At 62.3% G+C, this 23,376-nt stretch carries 22 protein-coding genes; 15 read left to right on the plus strand and 7 right to left on the minus strand.

The features are described 5' to 3' along the window. Nucleotides 1-3 precede the first annotated feature (3 nt). The 4 genes from B9A31_RS04470 to dksA all read right to left on the minus strand — a co-directional run bounded on the left by B9A31_RS04470 (nt 4) and on the right by dksA (nt 4,723). The gene (locus B9A31_RS04470) at nt 4-2,979 is read right to left on the minus strand and encodes a sensor histidine kinase (RefSeq protein ID WP_019098145.1); all 2,976 of its coding nucleotides are present in this window, start codon (nt 2,977-2,979) and stop codon (nt 4-6) included. Next, nucleotides 2,963-3,139: a hypothetical protein gene (locus B9A31_RS26910; RefSeq protein WP_003250005.1), complete on the minus strand. Its 177-nt coding sequence runs from the start codon at nt 3,137-3,139 to the stop codon at nt 2,963-2,965. The genes B9A31_RS04470 and B9A31_RS26910 overlap by 17 nt, the downstream gene beginning before the upstream one ends. Nucleotides 3,140-3,328: 189 nt before the next feature. Beyond that, nucleotides 3,329-4,216 (minus strand): tRNA glutamyl-Q(34) synthetase GluQRS, encoded by an 888-nt coding sequence (gene gluQRS, locus B9A31_RS04475; protein ID WP_027610105.1) that lies wholly within the window; start codon nt 4,214-4,216, stop codon nt 3,329-3,331. A gap of 63 nt (nt 4,217-4,279) precedes the next feature. Continuing rightward, the gene (dksA, locus tag B9A31_RS04480; RefSeq protein ID WP_012274224.1) at nt 4,280-4,723 is read right to left on the minus strand and encodes an RNA polymerase-binding protein DksA; all 444 of its coding nucleotides are present in this window, start codon (nt 4,721-4,723) and stop codon (nt 4,280-4,282) included. A 210-nt stretch (nt 4,724-4,933) separates the two neighbouring features. Between dksA and B9A31_RS04485 the strand changes: the two genes are divergently transcribed. After that, nucleotides 4,934-6,106, plus strand: a complete 1,173-nt coding sequence (locus B9A31_RS04485; protein ID WP_025754258.1) for a pyridoxal phosphate-dependent aminotransferase — start codon at nt 4,934-4,936, stop codon at nt 6,104-6,106. Then, nucleotides 6,106-6,819, plus strand: a complete 714-nt coding sequence (gene sfsA, locus B9A31_RS04490; RefSeq protein WP_025754257.1) for a DNA/RNA nuclease SfsA — start codon at nt 6,106-6,108, stop codon at nt 6,817-6,819. The genes B9A31_RS04485 and sfsA overlap by 1 nt, the downstream gene beginning before the upstream one ends. On the opposite strand, the gene B9A31_RS04495 is transcribed toward sfsA, so the two are convergent. Further along, nucleotides 6,809-7,126: a Rieske (2Fe-2S) protein gene (locus B9A31_RS04495; RefSeq protein ID WP_016712065.1), complete on the minus strand. Its 318-nt coding sequence runs from the start codon at nt 7,124-7,126 to the stop codon at nt 6,809-6,811. The two genes, sfsA and B9A31_RS04495, sit on opposite strands and share 11 nt — an antisense overlap. A gap of 148 nt (nt 7,127-7,274) precedes the next feature. Here B9A31_RS04495 and B9A31_RS04500 point away from each other — a divergent pair, with 148 nt between their 5' ends. The 4 genes from B9A31_RS04500 to B9A31_RS04515 are packed head-to-tail and all read left to right on the plus strand — an operon-like array spanning nt 7,275 to nt 10,857. Continuing rightward, nucleotides 7,275-8,159, plus strand: a complete 885-nt coding sequence (locus tag B9A31_RS04500) for a heme/hemin ABC transporter substrate-binding protein (protein WP_027610107.1) — start codon at nt 7,275-7,277, stop codon at nt 8,157-8,159. 50 nt (nt 8,160-8,209) lie between these two features. Continuing rightward, entirely contained in the window at nt 8,210-9,193 is a 984-nt protein-coding gene (locus B9A31_RS04505; RefSeq protein ID WP_161751379.1) for a FecCD family ABC transporter permease, read from the plus strand. Next, on the plus strand, nt 9,193-9,960 hold the full coding sequence (locus tag B9A31_RS04510) for a heme ABC transporter ATP-binding protein (protein WP_027610108.1): 768 nt from the start codon (nt 9,193-9,195) through the stop codon (nt 9,958-9,960). Before B9A31_RS04505 ends, B9A31_RS04510 begins: the two co-directional genes overlap by 1 nt. 12 nt (nt 9,961-9,972) lie before the next feature. Next, complete coding sequence (locus B9A31_RS04515; RefSeq protein WP_084296690.1) at nt 9,973-10,857, plus strand: ChaN family lipoprotein; 885 nt, start codon at nt 9,973-9,975, stop codon at nt 10,855-10,857. Between the two features lie 208 nt (nt 10,858-11,065). Here the strand turns inward: B9A31_RS04515 and B9A31_RS04520 are convergent, their stop codons facing one another. Both B9A31_RS04520 and B9A31_RS04525 read right to left on the minus strand, forming a co-directional pair. Beyond that, entirely contained in the window at nt 11,066-11,344 is a 279-nt protein-coding gene (locus B9A31_RS04520; RefSeq protein ID WP_016712060.1) for a TfoX/Sxy family protein, read from the minus strand. A gap of 184 nt (nt 11,345-11,528) precedes the next feature. Next, nucleotides 11,529-13,091, minus strand: a complete 1,563-nt coding sequence (locus B9A31_RS04525) for a bifunctional aminoglycoside phosphotransferase/ATP-binding protein (protein ID WP_084296691.1) — start codon at nt 13,089-13,091, stop codon at nt 11,529-11,531. Nucleotides 13,092-13,206: 115 nt separating this feature from the next. On the opposite strand from B9A31_RS04525, the gene mrcB reads away from it, so the two are divergent. The 9 genes from mrcB to msrQ all read left to right on the plus strand — a co-directional run bounded on the left by mrcB (nt 13,207) and on the right by msrQ (nt 23,080). After that, nucleotides 13,207-15,528, plus strand: coding sequence for a penicillin-binding protein 1B (mrcB, locus tag B9A31_RS04530; RefSeq protein ID WP_016712058.1), 2,322 nt, complete (start codon nt 13,207-13,209; stop codon nt 15,526-15,528). Nucleotides 15,529-15,543: 15 nt separating this feature from the next. Beyond that, nucleotides 15,544-16,344, plus strand: coding sequence for a tetratricopeptide repeat protein (locus B9A31_RS04535; protein WP_033694522.1), 801 nt, complete (start codon nt 15,544-15,546; stop codon nt 16,342-16,344). Further along, the gene (locus B9A31_RS04540; protein ID WP_019099850.1) at nt 16,344-16,676 is read left to right on the plus strand and encodes a YqcC family protein; all 333 of its coding nucleotides are present in this window, start codon (nt 16,344-16,346) and stop codon (nt 16,674-16,676) included. Before B9A31_RS04535 ends, B9A31_RS04540 begins: the two co-directional genes overlap by 1 nt. A 408-nt stretch (nt 16,677-17,084) precedes the next feature. Then, a complete protein-coding gene (locus B9A31_RS04545; RefSeq protein WP_026020528.1) occupies nt 17,085-18,809 on the plus strand; it encodes an acetolactate synthase 3 large subunit in 1,725 nt (574 codons plus the stop codon). A gap of 1 nt (nt 18,810) precedes the next feature. Then, nucleotides 18,811-19,302, plus strand: coding sequence for an acetolactate synthase small subunit (ilvN, locus tag B9A31_RS04550; RefSeq protein WP_003250040.1), 492 nt, complete (start codon nt 18,811-18,813; stop codon nt 19,300-19,302). Nucleotides 19,303-19,357: 55 nt separating this feature from the next. After that, a complete protein-coding gene (ilvC, locus tag B9A31_RS04555) occupies nt 19,358-20,374 on the plus strand; it encodes a ketol-acid reductoisomerase (RefSeq protein WP_003250043.1) in 1,017 nt (338 codons plus the stop codon). 150 nt (nt 20,375-20,524) lie between these two features. Beyond that, the gene (gene pssA, locus B9A31_RS04560; RefSeq protein WP_003250045.1) at nt 20,525-21,376 is read left to right on the plus strand and encodes a CDP-diacylglycerol--serine O-phosphatidyltransferase; all 852 of its coding nucleotides are present in this window, start codon (nt 20,525-20,527) and stop codon (nt 21,374-21,376) included. Nucleotides 21,377-21,455: 79 nt separating this feature from the next. After that, the gene (gene msrP, locus B9A31_RS04565; protein WP_019099849.1) at nt 21,456-22,469 is read left to right on the plus strand and encodes a protein-methionine-sulfoxide reductase catalytic subunit MsrP; all 1,014 of its coding nucleotides are present in this window, start codon (nt 21,456-21,458) and stop codon (nt 22,467-22,469) included. After that, nucleotides 22,469-23,080, plus strand: coding sequence for a protein-methionine-sulfoxide reductase heme-binding subunit MsrQ (gene msrQ, locus B9A31_RS04570; RefSeq protein ID WP_084296692.1), 612 nt, complete (start codon nt 22,469-22,471; stop codon nt 23,078-23,080). The genes msrP and msrQ overlap by 1 nt, the downstream gene beginning before the upstream one ends. The last annotated feature ends 296 nt before the right edge of the window (nt 23,081-23,376 follow it).

The raw sequence follows: 23,376 nt of genomic DNA on the forward strand, positions 1-23,376 counted from the left end.
GATTCAATTCTCTCGACGGTCTCGAATTTCAGGGGACGTCGCTACGACATGCCGGGGCAGGGTCACGCGGATCCGGGTGCCACGTTGCCGTTCGATATCGGCCGGGCTGTCGATGGTGATTTGCCCATAATGCTCTTCCACGATGGAATAGACCAGAGCGAGCCCCAGTCCGGTTCCTTCGCCCGGGTCCTTGGTGGTGAAGAAGGGTTCGAACAGGCGGTCCATGATGCTCTTCGGTATCCCGCTGCCCTCATCCTCGACGATCAGGTCGACGGTGTGCTCGCTCACTTCGCTGCGCACGCGCACGGCGCTGCCGGGCTTTGATGCGTCGCGGGCGTTGGAGAGCAGGTTGATCAGCACCTGAGCCAGGCGCTGCGGGTCCCCTTCGGCCCAGTGGTCCGGGTCGCAGAGGTTGAAGAACTGTACTTCGAAATTGCGCCGGTTCAACGCCAGCAGACCGATGGCGTCCTGCGCCACTTCGGCCAGGCACACCGGCTCTTCGCTGTTCTGGTGGCTGCCGCCGGCATGGGCGAAGCTCATCAGCGACTGGACGATGCGTGAGACGCGCTTGGTCTGGTCGAGGATCTGGCTGGACAGCTCGATGATTTCGCCATCACCTTCACGTTCCTCACGAAGGTTTTGCGCCAGGCAGGCGATGCCGGTAATCGGGTTGCCGATTTCGTGGGCTACGCCAGCCGCCAGGCGGCCGATGCTGGCCAGGCGCTCGGAATGCACCAGCTTGTCTTCCAGTGCCTGGGTTTCGGTCAAGTCTTCCACCAGCAGCACCAGGCCGCTGTTTCCGGGTGCCAGCGGCTCGTCGATGGCGGCCTTGTGCAGGTTCAGCCAGCGCGGCTGGCCGTCCAGCGCCAGGCGCTGCTTGTGCAGGTGCTCGTCGGGCACGTTGATGAAGCCTTGCAGCAGGCCGCGCCAAGGCTCGTCGATGGTGACCAGACGCGAGCCGACCACATGCTTGGCCGCGATGCCGGTGAGCTCCTCCATGGCCTTGTTCCACATCAGGATTTCCTGGTCCTTGGCCAGCGAGCAGACGCCCATGGGCAGCTCCTGCAGGGTCTGGCGGTGGTAACGGCGCAGGGCATCGAGCTCTGCGGCAAGGCCGGTCAGGCGCGAGTGGTAGTCTTCCAGGCGGCTTTCGATGAAATGGATGTCTTCGGTCACGTAGTTTTCGTTACCGGACTTGTACGGCAGGAAGGTCTCGACCATGTCCTGGGCCACGCTCGGTCCCATCAACCCGGACAGGTTGGCTTCGATGCGGTCTCGCAGGCGACGCAGGGCATAGGGGCGGCGCTCGTCGAACGGCAGGTAGAGGTCGCGCAGGGCCTGCTCCACTTCCTTTTGTGCGGCCTTGGCGCCCAGCGGTTTGGCCAGCTGGGTGGCGAACTCCTGGGGCGAGGCAGCGTGCAGCTCGCGGCGCTGCGGACGGCGCACGTTGTCCACCGCGCAGGCTTCGGCCGCGCTGACTTCTTCGTTGCTGGCGTTGGTGAACAGCGAGATCAGGGTAAACAGCAGCACGTTGGCCGCCAGCGAGGCAATGGCCGCCATGTGCCAGCTGGTGTCGTCCAGCACATAGATCATGTCCAGCAGCGGGATGTAGAAGCCCTGCAGGTTGCCCAGCAGCGGCAGCAGCATGGTCACCATCCACACCAGGGTGCCGGCCAGGAGCCCGGCGATGAAGCCGCGGCGGTTGGCGGTGGGCCAGTACAGCACCGACAGCACCCCGGGCAGGAACTGCAGGGTGGCGACGAAGGCGACGATGCCCAGATTGGCCAGGCTCTGGTGGTTGTTCTGGGTCAGGTAGAACATGAAGCCGGCCGTGATGATGGCAACGATCAGCGCGCGGCGGGTCCACTTCAGCCAGCGGTAGATGTTGCCCTCGGCCGGGGGTTGATACAGCGGCAACACCAGGTGGTTGAGGGCCATGCCCGACAGCGCCAGGGTGGTAACGATGATCAGGCCGCTGGCGGCCGACAAGCCGCCGACGTAGGCCAACAGTGCCAGTGCCTCGTTGTTGGCGGCAATACCCAGGCCCAGGGTGAAGTACTCTGGGTTGGTACTGGCGCCCAGGCGCAGGCCGGCCCACAGCACCAGCGGCACGGCCAGGCTCATCAGCAGCAGGAACAGCGGCAGGCCCCAGCTGGCGCTGACCAGCGAGCGGGGGTTGAGGTTTTCGGTGAAGGCCATGTGGTACATGTGCGGCATGACGATGGCCGAGGCGAAGAACACCAGCAGCAGGGTGCGCCATGGCCCTTCCTGCAGCGGGGTGTGCAGGGCGGCCAGGGCGGTCTGGTTCTGCAGCAGCCAGACTTCCAGTTCGTGCGGGCCGCCAAATACGCCATAAAGGGCGTAGAGGCCGATGCCGCCCAGGGCCAGCAGCTTGATCACCGATTCGAAGGCGATGGCGAACACCAGCCCTTCGTGTTTCTCGCGCGTGGCGATGTGCCGCGAACCGAAGAAGATGGTGAACAGGATGATCAGCGTACAGAAGGCGAATGCCACCCTTGCCTTGACCGGCTCACCGGTGAGGATACTGATCGAGTCGGCCACCGCCTGGATTTGCAGCGCCAGCAAAGGCAACACGCCAATCAGCATGATGATGGTGGTCAGCGCCCCCGCCCAGGTACTGCGGAAGCGGAATGCCAGCAGGTCGGCCAGTGATGACAGCTGGTAGGTGCGGGTGATCTTGAGGATCGGGTAAAGCAGCACCGGTGCCAGCAGGAACGCGCCGGACACGCCCAGGTAACAGGCGAGGAAGCCGTAGCCGTACTGGTAGGCCAGGCCGACTGAGCCATAGAAGGCCCAGGCACTGGCGTATACGCCCAGCGACAGGGTGTAGGTAAGCGGGTGGCGAATGATCGAGCGCGGGATGACCCCCCGCTCGCTGATCCAGGCCACGCCAAACAGCACCATGAGGTACCCGGCGCTGATCAGGATCATCTGGGTCAGGCTAAAGCTCATCGGCATCTCGTTGGCTCTGCAGGATGAAGGTGACGACGATCAGGATCAGCCAGAGCAGGTAAGGGCGGTACCAGGCACCGGTCGGTTCGATCCACCAGTCCATGATGGCCGGGGAGAACAGGTAGATCCCCACGACCAGAAGCAGGACCAAACGATAGATGTACATGCTGGCCTCGATGGTTGGGCGCTGCGGGCTTGGACTTATTATTGGCGCAAATGGCGGGGGGGATGCTAGCGGGAATCCACGGTGTTCGCCAAGGGTTTGAATTTGTTGGGCTTTTGATGCTCGGTGTGATGCCCCTTTTTCAGCTTTTTGCGATCCCTGTAGGAGCGCATTGCCAGTCAGGTATGGGGCTCAGCGCAAATCAGCCTCTGGCACCGTTGTCCGCTGCGCAATCGCCTCTGGCCGCCACTGCTTGCGCGCCACCGCCAGCACTTCAGCCGGTGTTGCCAGCAGTAACTCGGGGTCTGCTTCTTGCCCCAGCGCCCGCAAGGCCCGGAGCAACAACGGCGTAGCATGCTCCGCCTGCAACGGCGGCGAGCGGTACGACTTGCCCAGCTTGTGCCCGTCCGGCTGTACGATCAGTGGAATATGCAGGTAGCGCGGCTGCGAAAAGCCCAGCAGCTCTTGCAGGTACAGCTGGCGCGGGGTGTTGTCGAGCAGGTCGGCGCCACGCACGATATCGGTAACACCCTGCCAGGCATCGTCCAGCACCACTGCCAGCTGGTAAGCATACAGCCCGTCACGGCGCTGGATGACAAAGTCGCCCACCTCACGCCCCAGGTGTTGCTGGTACTCACCCTGCACCCGGTCGGTAAAGCGGTAGATCAGCTCGGGCACGCGCAAGCGGATTGCTGCGCCTTCACGGGCATGCCCGGCGTTGCGGCACAGGCCCGGGTAAATCCCGTTGTAACCCTCCAGTTGCTTGCGCGAACACGTGCAGGCATAAGCCAGGCCCATGTTGAACAGGCGGTCGACCACCGCCGCGTAGGCGTCGTGGCGCTGGCTCTGGAACACAACCTCATCATCCCATTCCAGGCCGTAACGTTCGAGGGTTTGCAGGATGGCATCGCGGGCGCCGGGCATTTCGCGGGGTGGGTCGGTGTCTTCCATGCGCAGCAGCCAGCGGCCGTTGACGGCGCGGGCATCGAGCCAGGAGGCGAGGGCGGCGACCAGCGAGCCGAAGTGCAGGAAGCCGCTGGGGGTAGGGGCAAAGCGCCCGATGTAGCTGGAGTCGGTCATGGTCTGGCTGGGCATATAAATGAAACGGGGCGCATCGAGCGCCCCGTTCAGGTGGAAGAAAGATCAGCCTTTGCCGACCGTTTTTTCCTTTTTCTCGGCGATTTCCTTGCAGTCGAAGCACAGGTCCGCGGTCGGACGGGCTTCCAGGCGGCGCAGGCCGATTTCGATACCGCACGACTCACACCAGCCGTATTCGTCGGCCTTGATCTTGTCGAGGGTCTTGTCGATTTTCTTGATCAGCTTGCGCTCGCGGTCGCGGTTGCGCAGCTCCAGGGCGAATTCTTCTTCCTGGCTGGCGCGGTCGGCCGGGTCGGGGAAGTTGGCTGCTTCGTCCTTCATGTGGTCCACAGTACGGTCCACACTGGTCATCAGCTCTTGCTTCCAGGCGCCGAGAAGCTTGGTGAAGTGCTTTTTCATGGGCTCGCCCATGTACTCTTCACCCTTGGTTTCTACGTATGGCTCGACACCGTACATGGTCTGGGCTTTTTGCTTTTCTACGGTGGACATGAATAGACCGCCTCTCACTCATCTGATCCAATGCGCAGGCTGCTCCATCTCCGGCACCCGCCGGCCCTGCGACTGCGAGCCGCCGAACTTACCAGATAGATCGGGGGTGCGCTACCCCGCCTGTTACTGGCAATTGACAGCGGCCTGAGCCGTACGTTCGGTAGCGTGCAGAGGTAGAATCTCCAGTTTAGACCCAATTGAGAGAAGGTCATGGCCCACCCCTACAGTGCGCGCAGTCGCGCCATCGAACCCTTCCATGTCATGGCACTGCTGGCCCGGGCCAACGAGCTGCAGGCGGCCGGGCACGACGTGATCCACCTGGAAATCGGCGAACCGGACTTCACCACTGCCACACCGATCGTCGCCGCCGGGCAGGCAGCGTTGGCCGCCGGGCACACCCGCTACACCGCTGCACGTGGGCTGCCACAACTGCGCGAAGCCATTGCCGGCTTTTATGGCCAGCGGTATGGGCTGAGTATCGACCCGGAGCGCATCCTCATCACCCCGGGGGGCTCTGGTGCATTGCTGTTGGCCACCAGCCTGTTGGTTGACCCAGGCAAGCACTGGCTGCTGGCGGACCCGGGCTACCCGTGCAACCGCCACTTCCTGCGCCTGGTCGAGGGTGGCGCGCAGTTGGTGCCGGTAGGGCCGGACGTGAATTACCAACTGACGGCCGACCTGGTCGAGCGTTACTGGGACAAGGACACGGTGGGCGCTCTGGTCGCTTCGCCGGCCAACCCGACCGGCACCGTGCTGGGGCGTGACGAGCTGGCCAGCCTTGCCAGGGCCACCCATGAGCGTCACGGCCACCTGGTGGTGGACGAGATCTACCATGGCCTCACCTATGGCATGGACGCGCCAAGCGTGCTGGAAGTCGACAACTCGGCGTTCGTCCTGAATAGTTTTTCCAAGTATTTCGGCATGACCGGTTGGCGCCTCGGCTGGCTGGTGGCGCCGCCCGGCGCAGTGGCCGACCTGGAAAAACTGGCGCAGAACCTGTACATCAGCGCACCTAGCATGGCGCAGCATGCCGCTCTGGCATGCTTCCAGCCGGAAACCCTGGCCATTTTCGAAGAACGCCGCGCCGAATTCGCCCGCCGTCGCGACTACCTGTTGCCAGCCCTGCGCGAACTGGGCTTCCGCATTGCCGTCGAGCCACAGGGCGCGTTCTACCTGTATGCCGACATCAGTGCCTTTGGCGGTGATGCGTTCGCCTTCTGTCGGCACTTCCTCGAAACCGAGCACCTGGCCTTCACGCCGGGCCTGGACTTCGGCCGCCACCTGGCCGGCCACCATGTGCGCTTTGCCTACACCCAGAGCCTGCCACGCCTGGAGGAGGCGGTGCAGCGCATTGCCCGTGGCCTGCGGAGCTGGCAAGGCTGATGCGTTTCTCTCCTTCACTTGAGCAGGGCCGCCTGCTGCGCCGCTACAAGCGCTTTCTGGCCGATATCGAACTGGCCAACGGTGAACAGCTGACCATTCACTGCCCGAACACCGGCTCCATGCTCAACTGCATGCGTGAAGGCGGGCAGGTGTGGTTCAGCCGCTCCAACGACCCCAAGCGCAAGCTGCCGGGCACCTGGGAAATCAGCGAAACGCCGCAGGGTCGGCTGGCCTGTGTGAATACCGGGCGGGCCAATGCGCTGGTCGAGGAGGCACTGCGGGCAGACGTGATTACCGAGCTGGCCGGCTTCACGGCGCTCAAGCGCGAAGTGGCTTACGGCGAGGAAGGCAGCCGGATCGACTTTCGCCTGGAGTTTGACGGTGCCCCCGTGTATGTCGAGGTCAAGAGCGTGACCTTGGGCTACCCCGACAGCACGGTCGCAGCGTTCCCGGATGCGGTGACGCAGCGCGGTGCCAAGCACCTGCGCGAGTTGGCCACGCTGGCCCGGCAGGGCGTGCGGGCGGTACAACTGTATTGTGTGAACCTGACCGGTATCGATGCCGTGCGCCCGGCCGAGGAAATCGACGGTGCCTACGCTCAGGCGCTGCGTGCCGCAGTGGCCGACGGAGTGGAGGTACTGGCTTACGGGACCCGCCTGGACGCTGAAGGCATCGTCATCGACCGCCGCTTGCCAGTGCTGCTCAACCCTTGAACCAGATGCCCTGGCTGTCTTCGTGGCAGCCCATGGGCTGAAGTTGCTCTCCTTCACAGGGGCCGGCCACACATTCGCCGCTTTCTATCAGGAACAGCGCGCCATGGTGGGCACAGTGGATGAGGCTGGCGCTGTCATCCAGAAACGCGTCTTCTGCCCAGTTCAGCGGGATCCCCCGATGCGGGCAGCGGTTGCGGTACAGGTACACCTGGCCCTGGCGGCGCACGCCGAACAGTTCGACGCCGTCTACGCTGAAGGCGCGGCTTTGGCCTTCTGCCAGGCCGTGGGAGGTGCAAAGGAAGTGCATGGCAAGGACGACTCGTGAAACAGATGATGGCTTGACGCACCAATGCGAATAATTATCAAATTGCCCGCATTCGCTGCGCCTGGCTACCTATGGTGCGCAGTTCTGCCGCTCGCCACAAGGCGCGCGGCCCGCCTTCAGAAGGAACCCGATGATGCGCCGTCCCGTCGCCTTGCTCGCGCTGTGCGCAAACCTTGTGCTCTCTACCCAGGCCTTGGCGGCCGAGCTGCCGCAACGCTGGGTCAGCGCGGGTGGTGCACTGAGTGAGTGGATAACTGCGCTGGGCGGTGAAGCGCGGCTGGTGGGGGTTGATACCACCAGCCAGCACCCGGCATCGTTGAAATCACTGCCTAGCGTGGGTTACCAGCGGCAACTGTCGGCAGAAGGCATCCTCAGTCTGCGACCGGATGTGTTGGTGGGCACCGAAGAAATGGGCCCGCCACCGGTGCTCGCGCAAATCCGCAAGGCGGGTGTGCAGGTGGAGTTGTTTTCCAGCAAGGCCGAGCTGTCGGCGGTGGATGAAAACCTCGAGCACCTGGGCCAGTTGCTTGGCGCCGAGCAGCAAGCGTCGGCGTTGGCGGCCAGTTACCACCAGCAAGTTGAGGGTTTGCAGGTCAAGGTCAAGCAGGCCCAGGCAGGGCACAAGGCGCCGGGCGTGCTGCTACTCGTCGGGCATGCCGGTGCCAAGCCGCTGATTGCCGGGCAGGGCACTGCGGGTGACTGGCTGTTGGGCCAGGCGGGTGGGCGTAACCTGGCAGCGCATCAGGGTTACAAGAATTTCTCCAACGAAGCACTGGCTGCACTGGACCCGGATGTGATCGTGTTCTCCGACCGGGCGCTGGCCGATGAGCAGGCCTTGCAGGCGCTGCTGAAAGAGAACCCTGCGCTGGCGGCGTCCCGTGCGGTGCGTGAGAAGCGCCTTGTATCGCTTGACCCAACATTGCTGGTCGGCGGTCTTGGGCCACGACTGCCGGCTACCTTGCAGTCGCTGGCTGCCAACTTCTACCCGGCGGCCAAGGCCAGCTTTGCACAATGAAGCAGCGGGTGCAGCCACGTACGTTGTTCATTTGCCTGAGCCTGTTGTGCCTGTTGGCGGTCTGGCTGTCGTTGGCCTTGGGGCCGGTCAGCCTGCCGCTGTTCGACACCCTGCGTGCCGGCCTGCGCCTGCTGGGGCTGCCGATTGCGGCTGACGGCCTTCAACAGGCCGAGATGATCCTGGGCCAGATCCGCCTGCCGCGTACCCTGTTGGGGTTGGCGGTGGGCGCGGTGCTGGCGCTGTCCGGTGTGGCCATGCAGGGGCTGTTCCGTAACCCGCTGGCCGACCCAGGGCTGGTGGGGGTGGCCGCCGGGGCTGCGATGGGGGCTGCGGTCGCGATTGTCGGTGGTGCCTGGTTTGGTGGCATGCCGGAGGCCTTCGCGCCCTATTTGCTGTCCTTTTGCGCGTTTGTCGGGGGGCTTGGGGTAACCGCGCTGGTTTACCGCCTGGGGCGGCGCGATGGGCAGACAAACGTAGCCACGATGCTGCTGGCCGGTGTGGCCATGACCGCGCTGGGCGGTGCGGCCGTGGGGCTGTTCTCCTACCTGGCCGACGACGCTACCCTGCGCACCCTGACGTTCTGGAACCTCGGTAGCCTGAATGGCGCCAGCTACGAGCGGCTGTGGCCGTTGCTGCTGGTGGCCGCGGGTGTGGCGGTGTGGTTGCCACGCCGCGCCAAGGCGCTGAATGCGCTGTTGCTGGGTGAGTCGGAGGCACGCCACCTGGGCGTTGATGTGGAGCGGCTCAAGCGTGAGCTGGTGTTCTGCACGGCGCTGGGGGTGGGGGCAGCAGTGGCTGCCGCCGGGCTGATCGGTTTCATCGGCCTGGTGGTGCCACACCTGGTGCGCTTGCTGGCCGGGCCTGATCACCGGGTGGTGCTGCCGGCTTCGTTGCTGGCGGGCGGCGTGCTGATGCTGTTCGCCGACCTGGCCGCGCGGCTGCTGCTGGCGCCTGCCGAGTTGCCGATCGGTATCGTCACGGCCTTTATCGGTGCGCCGTTCTTCCTGTTCCTGCTGATACGAGGGCGCAGCTGATGTTGCAAGTGGAAGGGCTGCACCTGCGGCGGGGCAGCAATGAGGTGCTGCACGACATTCACCTGCAACTGAGCCCGGGGCAGGTTGTGGGTGTGCTAGGCCCCAACGGTGCCGGCAAAAGCAGCCTGTTGGGGGTGTTGTGTGGCGAACTGGCACCGGACCGTGGGCAGGTAACGCTACAGGGACGGCCATTGGCTGACTGGGGTGGGCAGGAGCGTGCCAGGCGCCTGGCCGTGCTGCCGCAGGTGTCCAGCCTGGGCTTCTCGTTCCGGGTGGAAGAGGTTGTGAGCATGGGGCGCATGCCGCATGGCACCGGGCAGCGGCGCGATGCAGAAATTGTTGCAGCGGCCTTGCAGGCGGCAGATGCCTGGCATCTGGTGGACCGCAGTTACCTGGCCTTATCGGGAGGAGAGCGGCAGCGAGTGCACCTGGCCCGCGTGCTGGCGCAGTTGTGGCCGGGCGAAGAGGGCACCACGCTGCTGCTCGACGAGCCCACCTCGATGCTCGACCCGCTGCACCAGCACACGACGCTGGAGTCTGTACGCCGTTTCGCCGACCGTGGCGCCGCAGTGCTGGTGATCCTGCACGACTTGAACCTGGCGGCGCGTTACTGTGACCGTATCCTGTTGCTGGAACAGGGGCGCTGCCATGCCTTTGCCACGCCCGAGGCGGTGTTGACACCTGCTGCGTTGAAAGCGGTATACGGAATTGACGTGCTGGTGCAGGCGCACCCGGAGCGTGGGCATCCACTGATCATCACCCGCTAGGAGGCATTGCCGATGCGTCATCTGCTGCTGTCTGGTCTCATGCTATGCCTGATGCTGTCACTGGGTGGCTGCCAGGCCAGCTTGCCGCCATTACCCGCCTGGCAGAGCAGTGAAGGGCGCACGTATGCCGAGTTGGGGCACATCATCGACCTTGCCAGTGGTCAGGTGATCAGCCCTGAGCAGCTGGTGCAGCGCTTGGCAGACGCTCCCCAAGTCATTGTGGGCGAGAAGCACGACAACCCCGATCATCATGCGCTGCAGCTTTGGCTGCTACGCGCTTTGCACGCTCGGCGCGCGCAAGGCAGCCTCTTGCTGGAAATGCTGCAGCCCGAGCAGCAACCGCTGGTCGACAAGGTGCAGGCGCATGCTTTGCCGGCAGACTTGCCCAAGGCCCTGGCGTGGCAAGAGGGTTGGGACTGGAAGTTGTACGGGCCGATCGTGCGTGAGGCCTTGCAGCTGCGTGTGCCGCTGCTGGCGGCCAACCTGTCGCCTGGCGAGATGCGCCAGGCTTATCGGCAGCCCGCTTCGTTAAAGGGTGATAAGTCCAATGCTCCAACGGTAAAGGCTGCGTTGCTGGAGCAAGTGCGCGCTGGGCACTGCGGGATGCTGCCTGAAAGCCAGTTGCCAGCGATGCTTGCCGTGCAGCAACAGCGCGACCGGCGCATGGCCGAGCGCTTGCTGGCGGCACCGCAGCCGGCGTTGCTGTTCGCAGGGGCCTTCCACGCGCGCAAGGACCTGGGCGTGCCACTGCATCTGGCTGATCTGGGCGCATCGGGGCAGAGCAAGGTACTGCTGCTTACCGAGGTGGGCGAGCAGGTCGAGCCGGGCGAGGCGGACTACGTGTGGTACACGGCGGCGATGCCGGAGCAGGACTATTGCGCGCAGTTTCGTCAGTAATGTGAGCGGTGACAGGGTCAGGCCAGGCGACACAAAACCTGCAGGCAAAAAAAGACCCGGCAAATTGCCGGGTCAATAACCGTGATTAGCCTGATGAGGAGATAATCTGAGAGTCCGAACCAGGGGCTCTTAGCTTATCCAACCAGTCTCGCGACCAGTTGTGATAATCATAACAATTCTCATTTAGCAGTCAATCCCCTTTTCACGATTATTTTGGATTTTTTTGCGGAGGGTTCTTCGCGTCGAGTTGTTGGTTGAGTGCTTCTTTGCGTTCGAGCGGCAAATCGTTCCAGTGCATGTCCAGCAGGGCGCCTTCAATGGCATACAACAGCACCTTTGATGCGCGAAACCCTCGTGTCTTCACGGCCTGGTACGCACCCACCGCGCCCAGGCGGCGCAAATCCGATGCACTGTGAATGCCGGCTGCGTGCAGCCACTGCGCAGAGGTCTTGCCAAGGTTCTTCAGATGCTGCAATTCATCGTTCATCGAGCCTCCTTGCGATGGCTGAACGGGTCTGGGGGATAAATCGCGAGCAGGTCAGAGAGGAGTGTAGCGGGGGTTGGGAAATGCGCGGCCTTTTGCCATCGGGGGTGACGAGATGCCTTGAGGAGCATGTGCCGGCCTCTTCGCGGGTAAACCCGCGAGAGGCCGGCACATGAAAGCGGCGAACTTACAGCCCAGGCAAGCGCTGGCGAATCTGCTCGATCACCTGGTCCATGCTGCCGGCGGTCTGGGTATCGACCTGGGTGCTTTGCACAAGCTCCTGTCCATCCAGCGGCTCACGGCTGGCCTGTTGCGCCCTGACCACTTCCAGCGTGGCATCCGACGGGTCGCTGTTCTGCGCCTGGCGCTGCTCCAGCCAGCTGGCGATGACCGCATCCGGGGCGTGGCAGTCGAGGATCAGGAATGGCACACCGGTCTGGCTGGCAACGTCGGCCGCAGCCTGGCGCTGCTCACGCTTGAGGTACGTGGCATCCAGTACCACCGGGAAACCGGCACGCAGCACGGTTGCCGCCACTTCGTGCAGGCGCTGGTAGGTCGCTACATTGGCGTCCTGGCCATAGATACCGGTGCTCAGCGGGCCAGCGTCGGCCTGCTGTTGTTCACCGAACAGGCGCTTGCGCTCGACATCAGAGCGCACGCGAATGGCGCCCAAGGCCTCCACCAGGCGCATTGCTACATGGCTCTTGCCCACTGCCGAAACGCCATGGGTGATGGCCAGGAGACGCGAAGGAATGGCGCTGTAGCTTTCTGCCAGGTTGGCGTAGTTGCGGTAGGTGCGCAGGGTGGTGGCCCGTTGTACGCCATCGGCATTGGCCGGCATGCTGAACAGCGCGACCTTGGCTCGTACCAGGGCGCGATAGGCTTTGTAGAAGTTGAGCACTTCCAGGCCTTCATAATCCCCCGTCAGCTCCAGGTACTGGCTGATGAAGCGTCGTGCCAGGCACTTGAGGCCGCGGTCTTCCAGGTCCATGGCGAGGAAGGCGGTGTCGGCCCAGACATCGGTCTTGCGGAACGGTTCGTTGAACTCGATGCAGTCGAAGATCACCACCTGGCCGTTGATCAGGGTGGCGTTGCCCAGATGGATGTCGCCATGGCACTCGCGGGTGAAACCATTGGCCTTGCGTGAGGCAAACAGGCCTTGCAGCCGCTCGAAACTGCTCCGCGCCCAGGCTTGCAGGTTGTCCAGTTGCAGCAGGTCCGCCTTGTCGGTGAGGAATGGGCGGATCTGCTCGAAGTTCTGCTCGACCGGAGCCATGACGCTTTCAGGCGAACCGTAGGGCTGGTCGGCAGATACCTTGGGGGTCTGCAGGTGGAACTCGGCGATTTGCCGGGCCATCTGGTCGATGTGCGCGGCATTCAGTTCGCCGTTGGCCTGCAGGGTGCTGAGCATCTGCCCCTGGGGGAACTGGCGCATCTTCAGCGCGTATTCGATGGCCTCGCCTTCGCCACCGATCTGCGGCGCATCGACGCTACCGGTGATCGGCAACACTTCCAGGTAAAGGCCGTCGGTCATGCGCTGGTTCAAGCGCAACTCTTCGTTACAGAAATGCTGGCGCTGGTCCAGGCTGGTGAAGTCGAGGAATCCGAAGTTCATCGGTTTCTTGATCTTGTAGGCATACTCGCCGGTGAGCAGCACCCAGGAGATATGCGTCTCGATGAGCTGGAACCCATCCACAGGGTGAGGGTACAGGGCTGGGTTCTGCAACGCAGTGATAAGAGCTTGGCTCACGGCAAATCCTTCCGGGGCAAGGGAATTCGAATGCGCCATTATGGTCAATGGTGCCGTCCCTGCCTACCGCCGGGCCGTCTGCCCAGCCTTTATAAAGTGCGTATAATCCGCCGCCATGACCCGAACCCGAAATCCCCGTACCCCTCCGAAACGCCCGACCGGCCGCTCCCGCGCCTGGCTGGGCTGGGCTTTGAAGCTCAGCCTGGTAGGCCTGGTGATCGTTGCCGGCTTCGCGGTTTACCTCGATGCCGTTGTGCAGGAGAAGTTCTCCGGCAAGCGCTGGACCATCCCGGCCAAGGTGTATGCCCGGCCACTGGAGTTGTTCACCGGCCAGAAACTGAGCAAGAACGACTTCCTCACCGAGCTCGATGCGCTCGGTTACCGCCGTGAGAGTGCGGCCAACGGCCCGGGTGCTGCGGCGATCAACGGTAATACCGTCGACCTCAATACCCGAGGCTTCCAGTTCTACGAGGGCATGGAGCCGGCGCAGTTCGTGCGCGTGCGTTTCTCGGGCGATTACGTGGCGGGCCTTTCCGGCGCCAACGGCAAGGCACTGGATGTGGTGCGCCTGGAGCCGCTGATGATTGGCGGTATCTACCCGAAAAACCTCGAAGACCGCATCCTGATCAAGATCGACCAGGTGCCCAAGTACCTGCTCGAAACCCTGGTGGCCACCGAAGACCGCGACTTCTACAGCCACTTTGGTGTGTCGCCCAAGTCCATCGCCCGGGCCATGTGGGTCAACACCTCGTCCGGCTCGATGCGCCAGGGTGGCAGTACCCTGACCCAGCAGTTGGTGAAAAACTTCTACCTCAGCAGCGAGCGCAGCCTCAGCCGCAAGCTGACCGAGGCGATGATGGCGGTGCTGCTGGAGCTGCACTACGACAAGCGCGAAATCCTGGAGGCCTACCTCAACGAGGTGTTCGTCGGTCAGGACGGCCAGCGTGCCGTTCACGGCTTCGGTTTGGCCAGCCAGTTCTTCTTCAGCCAGCCGCTGTCGGAGCTGAAACTGCACCAGATCGCCTTGCTGGTAGGCATGGTCAAAGGCCCGTCCTACTACAACCCACGGCGTTACCCTGACCGCGCCCTGGCCCGCCGTAACCTGGTGCTGGACCTGGTGGCCGAGCAAGGCGTGGCCAGTCAGGCAGAAGTCGATGCAGCGAAGAAGATGCCGCTGGGCGTGACCAAGCGTGGCAGCCTGGCCGACAGCTCGTTCCCGGCCTTCCTCGACCTGGTCAAGCGCCAGTTGCGCCAGGACTACCGCGACGAAGACTTGACCGAAGAAGGGCTGCGTATCTTCACCAGTTTCGACCCGATCCTGCAGATGAAGGCCGAGACCTCGATGAACGAGACCTTCAAGCGCCTGGCGGGGCGCAAGGGCGCTGACGAGGTGGAGTCGGCAATGGTCGTGACCAACCCGGAAACCGGTGAAGTACAAGCCCTGATCGGCAGCCGCCAGGCAGGCTTCGCCGGCTTCAACCGGGCCATCGACGCTGTGCGCCCGATCGGCTCGCTGGTCAAACCGTCGGTGTACCTGACGGCGCTGGAGCAGCCGAGCAAGTATACCCTGACCAGCTGGGTGCAGGACGAGCCATTCTCGGTCAAAGGTGCCGACGGCCAGGTCTGGCGCCCGCAAAACTATGACCGCCGCCCGCACGGGACCATCTACCTGTATCAGGGGTTGGCCAACTCGTACAACTTGTCGACCGCCAAGCTCGGTCTGGAAGTGGGCGTGCCCAACGTGATCAAGACCATCGGCCGTCTGGGGGTGAATGTCGACTGGCCAGCCTTCCCGGCCATGCTGCTGGGTGCCGGTGGCATGTCGCCGATGCAGGTTGCGACCATGTACCAGACCATCGCCAACGGCGGCTTCAATACACCGATGCGCGGTATCCGCAGCGTGCTCACTGCCGAAGGCGAACCGCTCAAGCGCTACCCGTTCCAGATCCAGCAAACCTTCGACCCGGGCGCCATCTATCTGGTGCAGAACGCCATGCAGCGGGTGATGCGTGAAGGTACCGGGCGCTCCGTGTACAACACCCTGCCACGCTCGCTGACCCTGGCGGGCAAGACCGGTACCAGTAACGACTCGCGCGACAGCTGGTTCTCCGGCTTCAGCCAGGACCTGCTGGCCGTGGTGTGGATGGGCCGTGACGATAATGGCAAAACGCCATTTACCGGTGCCACCGGTGCCCTGCAGGTCTGGACCAGCTTCATGAAGAAGGCCGACCCGCTGCCGCTGGACATGCCGCAGCCGGACAACGTGGTGCAGGCCTGGATCGACCCGTACACGGGTCATGGGTCTGATGCCAGCTGTCCGGGAGCGGTGCAGATGCCGTATATTCGCGGCAGTGAGCCCCCCGCCGGCGCGACCTGTGGCGGCGAGCAGGACCCAGTCGAATCGGTCATGGACTGGGTCAAGGGCTGGATGAACTAAGCACAGGCTGCATTGATGAGGTGTGACGTGAACAAGTGGCTGTTTCCTGCCGTGACGGCGCTGGCAGTGCTCCAGGGGTGCTCCAGCGTCCCGCGCGGCAATATTCCGGTGGTCGATTCGAGCACCCGCGTGTCCAACAGCGAACGCGTAACAGCCAACCGCACGGCGGGTGGCTATAACACGGGCACCGCCCAGGCGCAGACGCTACCCGAGGATTCTGGCGTCACCGTGATGATCCCGCAGGGCGCTGGCGCCTCGGGCATCCAGACGTTCCCGGCGGCCAATGGTGCGGCGCCAATCAGCACCTCGCCGATCACGCCTGGCCCGATTACCCCAGGCCCGGTAAGTTCGGCGCCAATGACCACCAATCCAAACCCGATCGCCGACGAACCGTTCGACATCGCCGCGATGAACAGCACCCCGCAGAGCACCAGCGCGCCAACCGGCATTCCGCGCAGCAGTGCTGGCGGCGGGCTGTCTGCCGACGAGCAACTCGACGGCCCGGTACTGGCATTGCTGACCACCGCCAAGACCCAGCAGGGCAGTGGCGACTTCAACGGCGCCGCGTCTAGCCTGGAGCGTGCCCAACGCATTGCCCCGCGCGAGCCGCAGGTGTTGTACCGCCTCGCCCAGGTGCGCCTGTCGCAGGGTGATGCGGCGCAGGCCGAGCAGCTGGCGCGCCGCGCGCTCACTTACGCCAACGGCCGCCCAAGCCTGCAGGCCGAGCTGTGGAACACCATCGCCCAGGCCCGTGAAAAGCAGGGTGACAGCGCGGGTGCCGCACTGGCTCGGCAAAAAGCGCGGGTCAATTCGTAATGATCGAGCAACGCATTCTGGACATTGCCGACCACCTGTTGCTGATCGAGCGAGAGCTGCAGGTGCAAGGCTGGTGGGATGACGAACCGCCAAGCGACGAGGCATTGGCCAGTACCGTGCCGTTCGCCGTCGATACCCTCAGTTTCGAGCAATGGCTGCAATGGATCTTCCTGCCCCGCATGAAGATCATCATCGAGCTGGGCCACCCGCTGCCCAACGCGTCGAGCATTCTCGTCATGGCCGAAACCGTGTTTACCGACCGCCCGGAGCAAAGTCGTGAGCTTCGCCGCCTGTTGGCAGCTTTTGACCAATTGATCGCTCCTTCCGCCTGATTTCTTCAGTTTTTCCTTCAAGGGCCGCAGATTGTGGCCCTTTTTTTGGGAAATCTTATTAATTCTGCTGCTGAAGCGATTTTTAGTGGTGGCAGGAATTCATCTTGGGGAAAAATTGGCAATAATTTTTCTTGACTTGTTGGCGCCGAATCACAAGAATCCAACTTCCGCTGTAGAGGGACTGCCAGAAGCAGACCCGCTAAGCAGATCATGAGGTGCACACCCGCACCGACCTGTTACACCCCGCAACGCGTTACCTCGCGCTGGGTGGGAAAGCCCCGCAACACTCTGGGGTGCTCCCAATACTTGCTCAGTCAGTGCTGACGTTCGCTCATGCTCTGCTTGGCAGTAAACCTATTAAGACCCGTCCAGTGAGGGCGGTATTCTGGCGTTTTAGAGGTGAACAACGTGGAGCTTTTATCTGGCGCTGAGATGGTCGTCCGCTTCTTGCGTGACGAAGGCGTTAAGCACATCTACGGGTACCCTGGTGGTGCTCTCCTGCATGTTTACGACGCATTGTTCAAAGAACCGGAAGTGGAACACATCCTGGTTCGTCACGAGCAGGCGGCAACCCATATGGCGGACGGCTACGCCCGCGCCACCGGCAAGGCCGGTGTGGTGCTGGTAACCTCCGGCCCGGGCGCGACCAATGCCATTACCGGCATTGCCACCGCCTACATGGACTCCATTCCGATGGTCATCCTGTCCGGCCAGGTGCCTAGCACCATGGTGGGTACCGATGCCTTCCAGGAAACCGACATGATCGGTATCTCGCGGCCGATCGTGAAGCACAGCTTCATGATCAAGAACCCGACCGAGATCCCGGAAGTTCTGAAAAAAGCGTTCTACCTGGCGCAATCCGGTCGCCCAGGTCCAGTCGTGGTCGACATTCCAAAAGACATGACCAACCCGGCTGAGAAGTTCGAATACGTCTACCCGAAAAAGGTCAAGCTGCGTTCCTACAGCCCGGCGGTCCGTGGCCACTCCGGCCAGATCCGCAAGGCTGCCGAAATGCTGCTGGCGGCCAAGCGCCCGATCGTCTACTCCGGCGGTGGCGTGATCCTCGGCGGTGGCTCCGAAGCCCTGACCGAAATTGCCAAGTCGCTGAACCTGCCGGTCACCAATACCCTGATGGGCCTCGGTGGCTTCCCGGGGACCGACCGCCAGTTCCTCGGCATGCTCGGCATGCACGGCAGCTTCACCGCCAACATGGCCATGCACAACGCCGACGTGATCCTTGCCGTGGGCGCGCGTTTTGACGACCGCGTGGTAAACGGCCCGGCCAAGTTCTGCCCGAACGCCAAGATCATCCACATCGACATCGACCCGGCGTCGATCTCCAAGATGATCAAGGCCGACGTGCCAATCGTAGGGCCGGTCGACAGCGTGCTCAGCGAAATGCTCGGCATCCTCAAGGAAATCGGCGAGCAGCCTGACAAGGTTGCGTTGGATGCCTGGTGGAAGCAGATCGACGAATGGCGTGGCAATGGCGAGCTGTTCCCTTACGACAAGGGCGACGGCAACGTCATCAAGCCGCAGAAAGTCATCGAGACCCTGTGCGAAGTGACCCATGGCGATGCCTTCGTCACCTCCGACGTGGGCCAGCACCAGATGTTCGCGGCGCAGTACTACCGCTTCAACAAGCCGAACCGCTGGATCAACTCCGGTGGCCTGGGCACCATGGGCTTCGGCTTCCCGGCGGCGATGGGCGTCAAGCTCAACTTCCCGGACCAGGACGTCGCCTGTGTGACTGGCGAAGGCAGCATCCAGATGAACATCCAGGAGCTGTCCACCTGCATGCAGTACGGCCTGCCGGTGAAGATCGTCAACCTGAACAACGGTGTGTTGGGCATGGTTCGCCAGTGGCAGGACATGGCCTACAACGGTCGTCACTCGCACTCGTACGTCGAATCGCTGCCTGACTTCATCAAGCTGGCCGAGGCCTATGGCCATGTGGGTATCCGCATCACCAGCCTGAAGGACCTCAAGCCGAAGCTGGAAGAAGCGTTTGCGATGAAGGACCGCCTGGTGTTCATCGACATCGCGGTTGACCGCAGTGAGCACGTCTATCCGATGCAGATCAAGGATGGCTCGATGCGTGACATGTGGCTGAGCAAGACGGAGCGTACCTGATATGCGGCACATCATTTCCCTGCTGCTGGAAAACGAACCCGGTGCTCTGTCCCGCGTGGTCGGCTTGTTCTCCCAGCGCAACTACAACATTGAAAGCCTGACCGTGGCGCCGACCGAAGACCCGACCCTGTCGCGTCTGACGCTGACCACCGTTGGCCATGACGAAGTGATCGAGCAGATCACCAAGAACCTGAACAAGCTGGTCGAAGTGGTCAAGCTTGTCGACCTGTCGGAAAGCGCTCACATCGAGCGTGAACTGATGCTGGTCAAGGTCAAGGCCACCGGTGCCCAGCGCGCCGAGATCAAGCGCACCACGGATATCTTCCGTGGCCAGATCGTCGATGTAACCGCCAGCGTGTACACCGTACAGCTGAGCGGTACCAGCGACAAACTGGACAGCTTCATCCAGGCGATCGGCACTGCATCGATTCTCGAAACCGTGCGCAGCGGCGTTACCGGCATTGCCCGTGGCGACAAAGTGCTCAGCATCTAAATTCAAAAATTAGCGATGGCTCCGCAGGGGCCGAGATATAACCAGGGGTATTTTCATGAAAGTTTTCTACGATAAAGACTGCGACCTTTCCATCATCCAGGGCAAGAAAGTCGCCATCATCGGTTACGGCTCCCAGGGCCACGCTCAGGCGTGCAACCTGAAGGACTCCGGTGTAGACGTTACTGTCGGTCTGCGTAAAGGTTCGGCTACCGTTGCCAAGGCTGAAGCCCACGGCCTGAAAGTTGCTGACGTTGCTACCGCTGTCGCTGCGGCTGACCTGGTCATGATCCTGACCCCGGACGAGTTCCAGGGCGCGCTGTACAAGAACGAGATCGAGCCGAACATCAAGAAGGGCGCTACCCTGGCCTTCTCGCACGGCTTCTCGATCCACTACAACCAGGTTGTGCCACGTGCCGACCTCGACGTGATCATGATCGCGCCGAAGGCCCCGGGCCACACCGTTCGCTCCGAGTTCGTCAAAGGCGGCGGCATCCCTGACCTGATCGCTATCTACCAGGACGCTTCGGGCAACGCCAAGAACGTCGCCCTGTCCTACGCTTCGGGCGTTGGCGGTGGCCGTACCGGCATCATCGAAACCACCTTCAAGGACGAGACCGAAACCGACCTGTTCGGTGAGCAAGCCGTTCTGTGCGGCGGTACCGTCGAGCTGGTCAAAGCCGGTTTCGAAACCCTGGTCGAAGCTGGCTACGCGCCAGAAATGGCCTACTTCGAGTGCTTGCACGAGCTGAAGCTGATCGTTGACCTCATGTACGAAGGCGGCATCGCCAACATGAACTACTCGATCTCCAACAACGCCGAATACGGTGAGTACGTCACTGGCCCGGAAGTCATCAACGAAGAATCCCGCAAGGCCATGCGCAACGCCCTGAAGCGCATCCAGGACGGCGAATACGCGAAGATGTTCATCTCCGAAGGTGCTACCAACTACCCATCGATGACCGCCAAGCGCCGCAACAACGCCGCTCACGGCATCGAAATCATCGGCGAGCAACTGCGTTCGATGATGCCGTGGATCTCGGCTAACAAAATCGTCGACAAGACCAAGAACTAAGTCTTATCGAAAGATTAAAAACGCGGCTTCGGCCGCGTTTTTTCGTTCTGGCAGTCCGCTTCTGGTATAAAGCAGACCAGTGGCCTGCCGTCAGAACCTGTTTCGCAGGCCCGTGTCGAACATTTTCCATCCTGTTGCAAGGTACCCTCCATGAGCGAACGTCCCGAAGAGCCGAACAAGCCCTCCGACGCCGAAAGCCTGCTACCTGTCGATGAGCACGTTGAAGAAGGGCATGACGCCGAAGGGCGCAAGGTGCGTCACCGCGGCATCTATTTGCTGCCCAACCTGTTTACCACCGCCAACCTGTTTGCCGGTTTCTATTCCATCATCAGCTCGATGAGCGCGCAGAGCGCCCTGAGTGCCGGTGACCCGCGTGAGGCGAGCAAGTACTTCGCCTTTGCCGCCATCGCCATCTTCGTGGCCATGGTGCTCGACGGCCTGGATGGCCGCGTTGCGCGCATGACCAATACCCAGAGTGCCTTCGGCGCCGAGTACGACTCGCTGTCGGACATGGTTGCCTTCGGCGTGGCCCCAGCCTTGCTGGCCTTCGGCTGGGCGCTGGGTGACATGGGCAAGGTCGGCTGGATGGTCGCCTTCATCTATGTGGCCGGTGCAGCGCTGCGCCTGGCACGCTTCAATACCCAGGTCGGCACCGCCGACAAGCGCTACTTCATTGGCCTGGCCAGCCCGGCTGCCGCAGGTGTGGTGGCGGGTACCGTGTGGGCGTTCAGCGACTACGGCATCCAGGGCTCCAAGCTGTCGTTCCTGGTGGCGCTGTTGGTAGCGGCTGCCGGCATGCTGATGGTCAGTAACATCAAGTACAACAGCTTCAAGGAGCTGGACCTCAAAGGGCGCGTACCGTTCGTGGCCATCCTGGCGGTGGTGCTGGTGTTTGCCGTGGTATTCAGCGATCCACCGCGTATCCTGCTGCTGATCTTCCTCGCCTATGCGGCATCGGGGCCGATCCAGTTCCTGTTGAAGGCGCGCCGGCGCAAAGCGTAAAAATCGCTTAATGCTGGAATAACCCTCCGGCTCCATAGTCTTACTGGTACATCCGTTATCCAGTGCTGTGGAGCCGCCCATGCTCATCAAGCTTCCCAGGTCTTCCGAGTGCAAGGCGTCGGAGATCACCCCCGAAGGCATCTACCTTTCCCGTCGCACCCTGCTGGGTGGCTCGTTGGCCGGCCTGGCGCTGGGTGCGTTACCGCGCATGGGGCTGGCGGCAGAGCCCAGTCGATATGCCGATGTCGAGGCAGGCAAGGCGCCAGGCTGGTTCAGTGACAAGCTTTCTTCTGCTCACTGGCAGGCTGTGACGGTGCAGGGGGAGGCGATCACGCCTTTCAAGGATGCCACCCACTACAACAACTTCTATGAATTCGGCCCCGACAAGGGCGACCCGGCGGCTAATGGCAGCAGCCTGCAGACCGAGCCATGGTCGGTTGTAGTGGATGGTGAGGTAGGTAAGCCAGGCCGATATGCGCTGGAAGACTTCGTTAAACCCTATCAGCTTGAAGAGCGCATCTACCGGTTGCGTTGCGTCGAAGCCTGGTCGATGGTCATTCCCTGGTTGGGCATTCCCTTGGCGCAGGTGCTCAAGCAGGTCGAGCCGACTTCGAAGGCGCGCTACGTGCGCTTCGAGACATTGAAAGACCCGCAGCATCTGCCGGGGCAGCGCTCCGGGTTCGCCCTGATCGACTGGCCTTATAGAGAGGGGTTGCGGCTGGATGAGGCAATGCACCCGCTGGCGATCCTGGCGGTGGGCATGTATGGGCGGGTGTTACCCAACCAGAATGGTGCGCCGTTGCGGTTGGTGGTGCCCTGGAAGTATGGCTTCAAGAGCATCAAGTCGATCGTGCGCATCAGCCTGGTGGCTGAACAGCCCGCGACCACTTGGCAAGGGTTGGCGCCGGATGAGTACGGCTTCTATGCCAACGTGAACCCGACGGTCGACCACCCGCGCTGGACCCAGGCGCGTGAGCGGCGCTTGCCCAGCGGGTTGTTCAGCCCCAATGTGCGTGAAACACAGATGTTCAATGGCTACGCTGATGAAGTGGCTTCACTGTACAGCGGGCTGGATCTGCGGAAGAACTATTGATGCGCTATCCCTGGTTTCGCCTGGCCATCTTCGTTGTGGGGTGCCTGTTCCCGGCGTGGTGGTTGTATGAGGCAGCGATGAATCTGCTGGGGCCGGACCCCGGCAAGGTCATGATGGATCGTCTTGGGCTCGGGGCGCTCACTTTCCTGCTGGTAACCTTGAGCATGACGCCGCTACAGAAGCTGACAGGCTGGTCGGGCTGGGTCGTGGTGCGTCGGCAGCTGGGGCTGTGGGTGTTTGCTTACATCGTGCTGCACATCCTGGCCTACCTTTTCTTTATTCTGGGGCTGGATTGGGGACAGCTGGCGGTGGAGCTGCGTAAGCGGCCTTACATTATTGTGGGGGCGCTGGGGTTTCTCGGCTTGCTGGCCTTGGCGGTGACCTCGAATCGCTACAGCCAGAGGCGGTTGGGGGCCAGGTGGAAAAAGTTGCACAGGTTGGTGTACGTGATTCTTGGCTTGGGGTTGCTGCACTTTTTGTGGATCGTGCGCTCGGACCTCTGGGAGTGGGCGATCTACGCAGGGGTTGGGACTTTACTGATGCTGCTGCGTATTCCGGCTATTACGCGTGCTCTGCCCAAGTTCGCCCGTGGGCGGGGTAGGGCAGTTTGAAACATTTCTGAAGATAAGGGTTGACGCGCTTTTGAATCCCCTTATAATGCGCCCCACTTCCAGCGACATCGGAACGAAAAACTCCTTGATATTCAATGAGTTAAATAGTTAAGGTGGCGTTGAAAGGGCTACGATCGAATGATCGCAAGCGGTTGAAATGGTGGTTGACAGCGGTTTTAAACGCTGTATGATTCGCCTCCCGCTACGAGAGATCGCAGCGAGCCAAGTGTTTGAAGCTAAACGAGTTTCTCGGAAAAAACTTCAAAATAACCGCTTGACAGGCTCTGAGGAAAGCG

It is taken from the genome of Pseudomonas sp. URIL14HWK12:I5, from assembly GCF_900176445.1.
In the GTDB taxonomy this organism is placed as follows: Bacteria; Pseudomonadota; Gammaproteobacteria; order Pseudomonadales; family Pseudomonadaceae; genus Aquipseudomonas; species Aquipseudomonas monteilii.

Excerpts from the sequence above, each read along its gene's own strand:
- B9A31_RS04470 (WP_019098145.1), bottom strand. The coding sequence starts at position 2,979 with ATGCCGATGAGCTTTAGCCTGACCCAGATGATCCTGATCAGCGCCGGG.
- msrQ (WP_084296692.1), top strand. The coding sequence starts at position 22,469 with ATGCGCTATCCCTGGTTTCGCCTGGCCATCTTCGTTGTGGGGTGCCTG.
- B9A31_RS04520 (WP_016712060.1), bottom strand. The coding sequence starts at position 11,344 with ATGAACGATGAATTGCAGCATCTGAAGAACCTTGGCAAGACCTCTGCG.
- B9A31_RS04500 (WP_027610107.1), top strand. The coding sequence starts at position 7,275 with ATGATGCGCCGTCCCGTCGCCTTGCTCGCGCTGTGCGCAAACCTTGTG.
- dksA (WP_012274224.1), bottom strand. The coding sequence starts at position 4,723 with ATGTCCACCGTAGAAAAGCAAAAAGCCCAGACCATGTACGGTGTCGAG.
- gluQRS (WP_027610105.1), bottom strand. The coding sequence starts at position 4,216 with ATGACCGACTCCAGCTACATCGGGCGCTTTGCCCCTACCCCCAGCGGC.
- ilvN (WP_003250040.1), top strand. The coding sequence starts at position 18,811 with ATGCGGCACATCATTTCCCTGCTGCTGGAAAACGAACCCGGTGCTCTG.
- B9A31_RS04495 (WP_016712065.1), bottom strand. The coding sequence starts at position 7,126 with ATGCACTTCCTTTGCACCTCCCACGGCCTGGCAGAAGGCCAAAGCCGC.
- B9A31_RS26910 (WP_003250005.1), bottom strand. The coding sequence starts at position 3,139 with ATGTACATCTATCGTTTGGTCCTGCTTCTGGTCGTGGGGATCTACCTG.
- sfsA (WP_025754257.1), top strand. The coding sequence starts at position 6,106 with ATGCGTTTCTCTCCTTCACTTGAGCAGGGCCGCCTGCTGCGCCGCTAC.
- mrcB (WP_016712058.1), top strand. The coding sequence starts at position 13,207 with ATGACCCGAACCCGAAATCCCCGTACCCCTCCGAAACGCCCGACCGGC.
- B9A31_RS04515 (WP_084296690.1), top strand. The coding sequence starts at position 9,973 with ATGCGTCATCTGCTGCTGTCTGGTCTCATGCTATGCCTGATGCTGTCA.
- B9A31_RS04540 (WP_019099850.1), top strand. The coding sequence starts at position 16,344 with ATGATCGAGCAACGCATTCTGGACATTGCCGACCACCTGTTGCTGATC.
- ilvC (WP_003250043.1), top strand. The coding sequence starts at position 19,358 with ATGAAAGTTTTCTACGATAAAGACTGCGACCTTTCCATCATCCAGGGC.
- msrP (WP_019099849.1), top strand. The coding sequence starts at position 21,456 with ATGCTCATCAAGCTTCCCAGGTCTTCCGAGTGCAAGGCGTCGGAGATC.
- B9A31_RS04535 (WP_033694522.1), top strand. The coding sequence starts at position 15,544 with ATGAGGTGTGACGTGAACAAGTGGCTGTTTCCTGCCGTGACGGCGCTG.
- pssA (WP_003250045.1), top strand. The coding sequence starts at position 20,525 with ATGAGCGAACGTCCCGAAGAGCCGAACAAGCCCTCCGACGCCGAAAGC.
- B9A31_RS04510 (WP_027610108.1), top strand. The coding sequence starts at position 9,193 with ATGTTGCAAGTGGAAGGGCTGCACCTGCGGCGGGGCAGCAATGAGGTG.
- B9A31_RS04485 (WP_025754258.1), top strand. The coding sequence starts at position 4,934 with ATGGCCCACCCCTACAGTGCGCGCAGTCGCGCCATCGAACCCTTCCAT.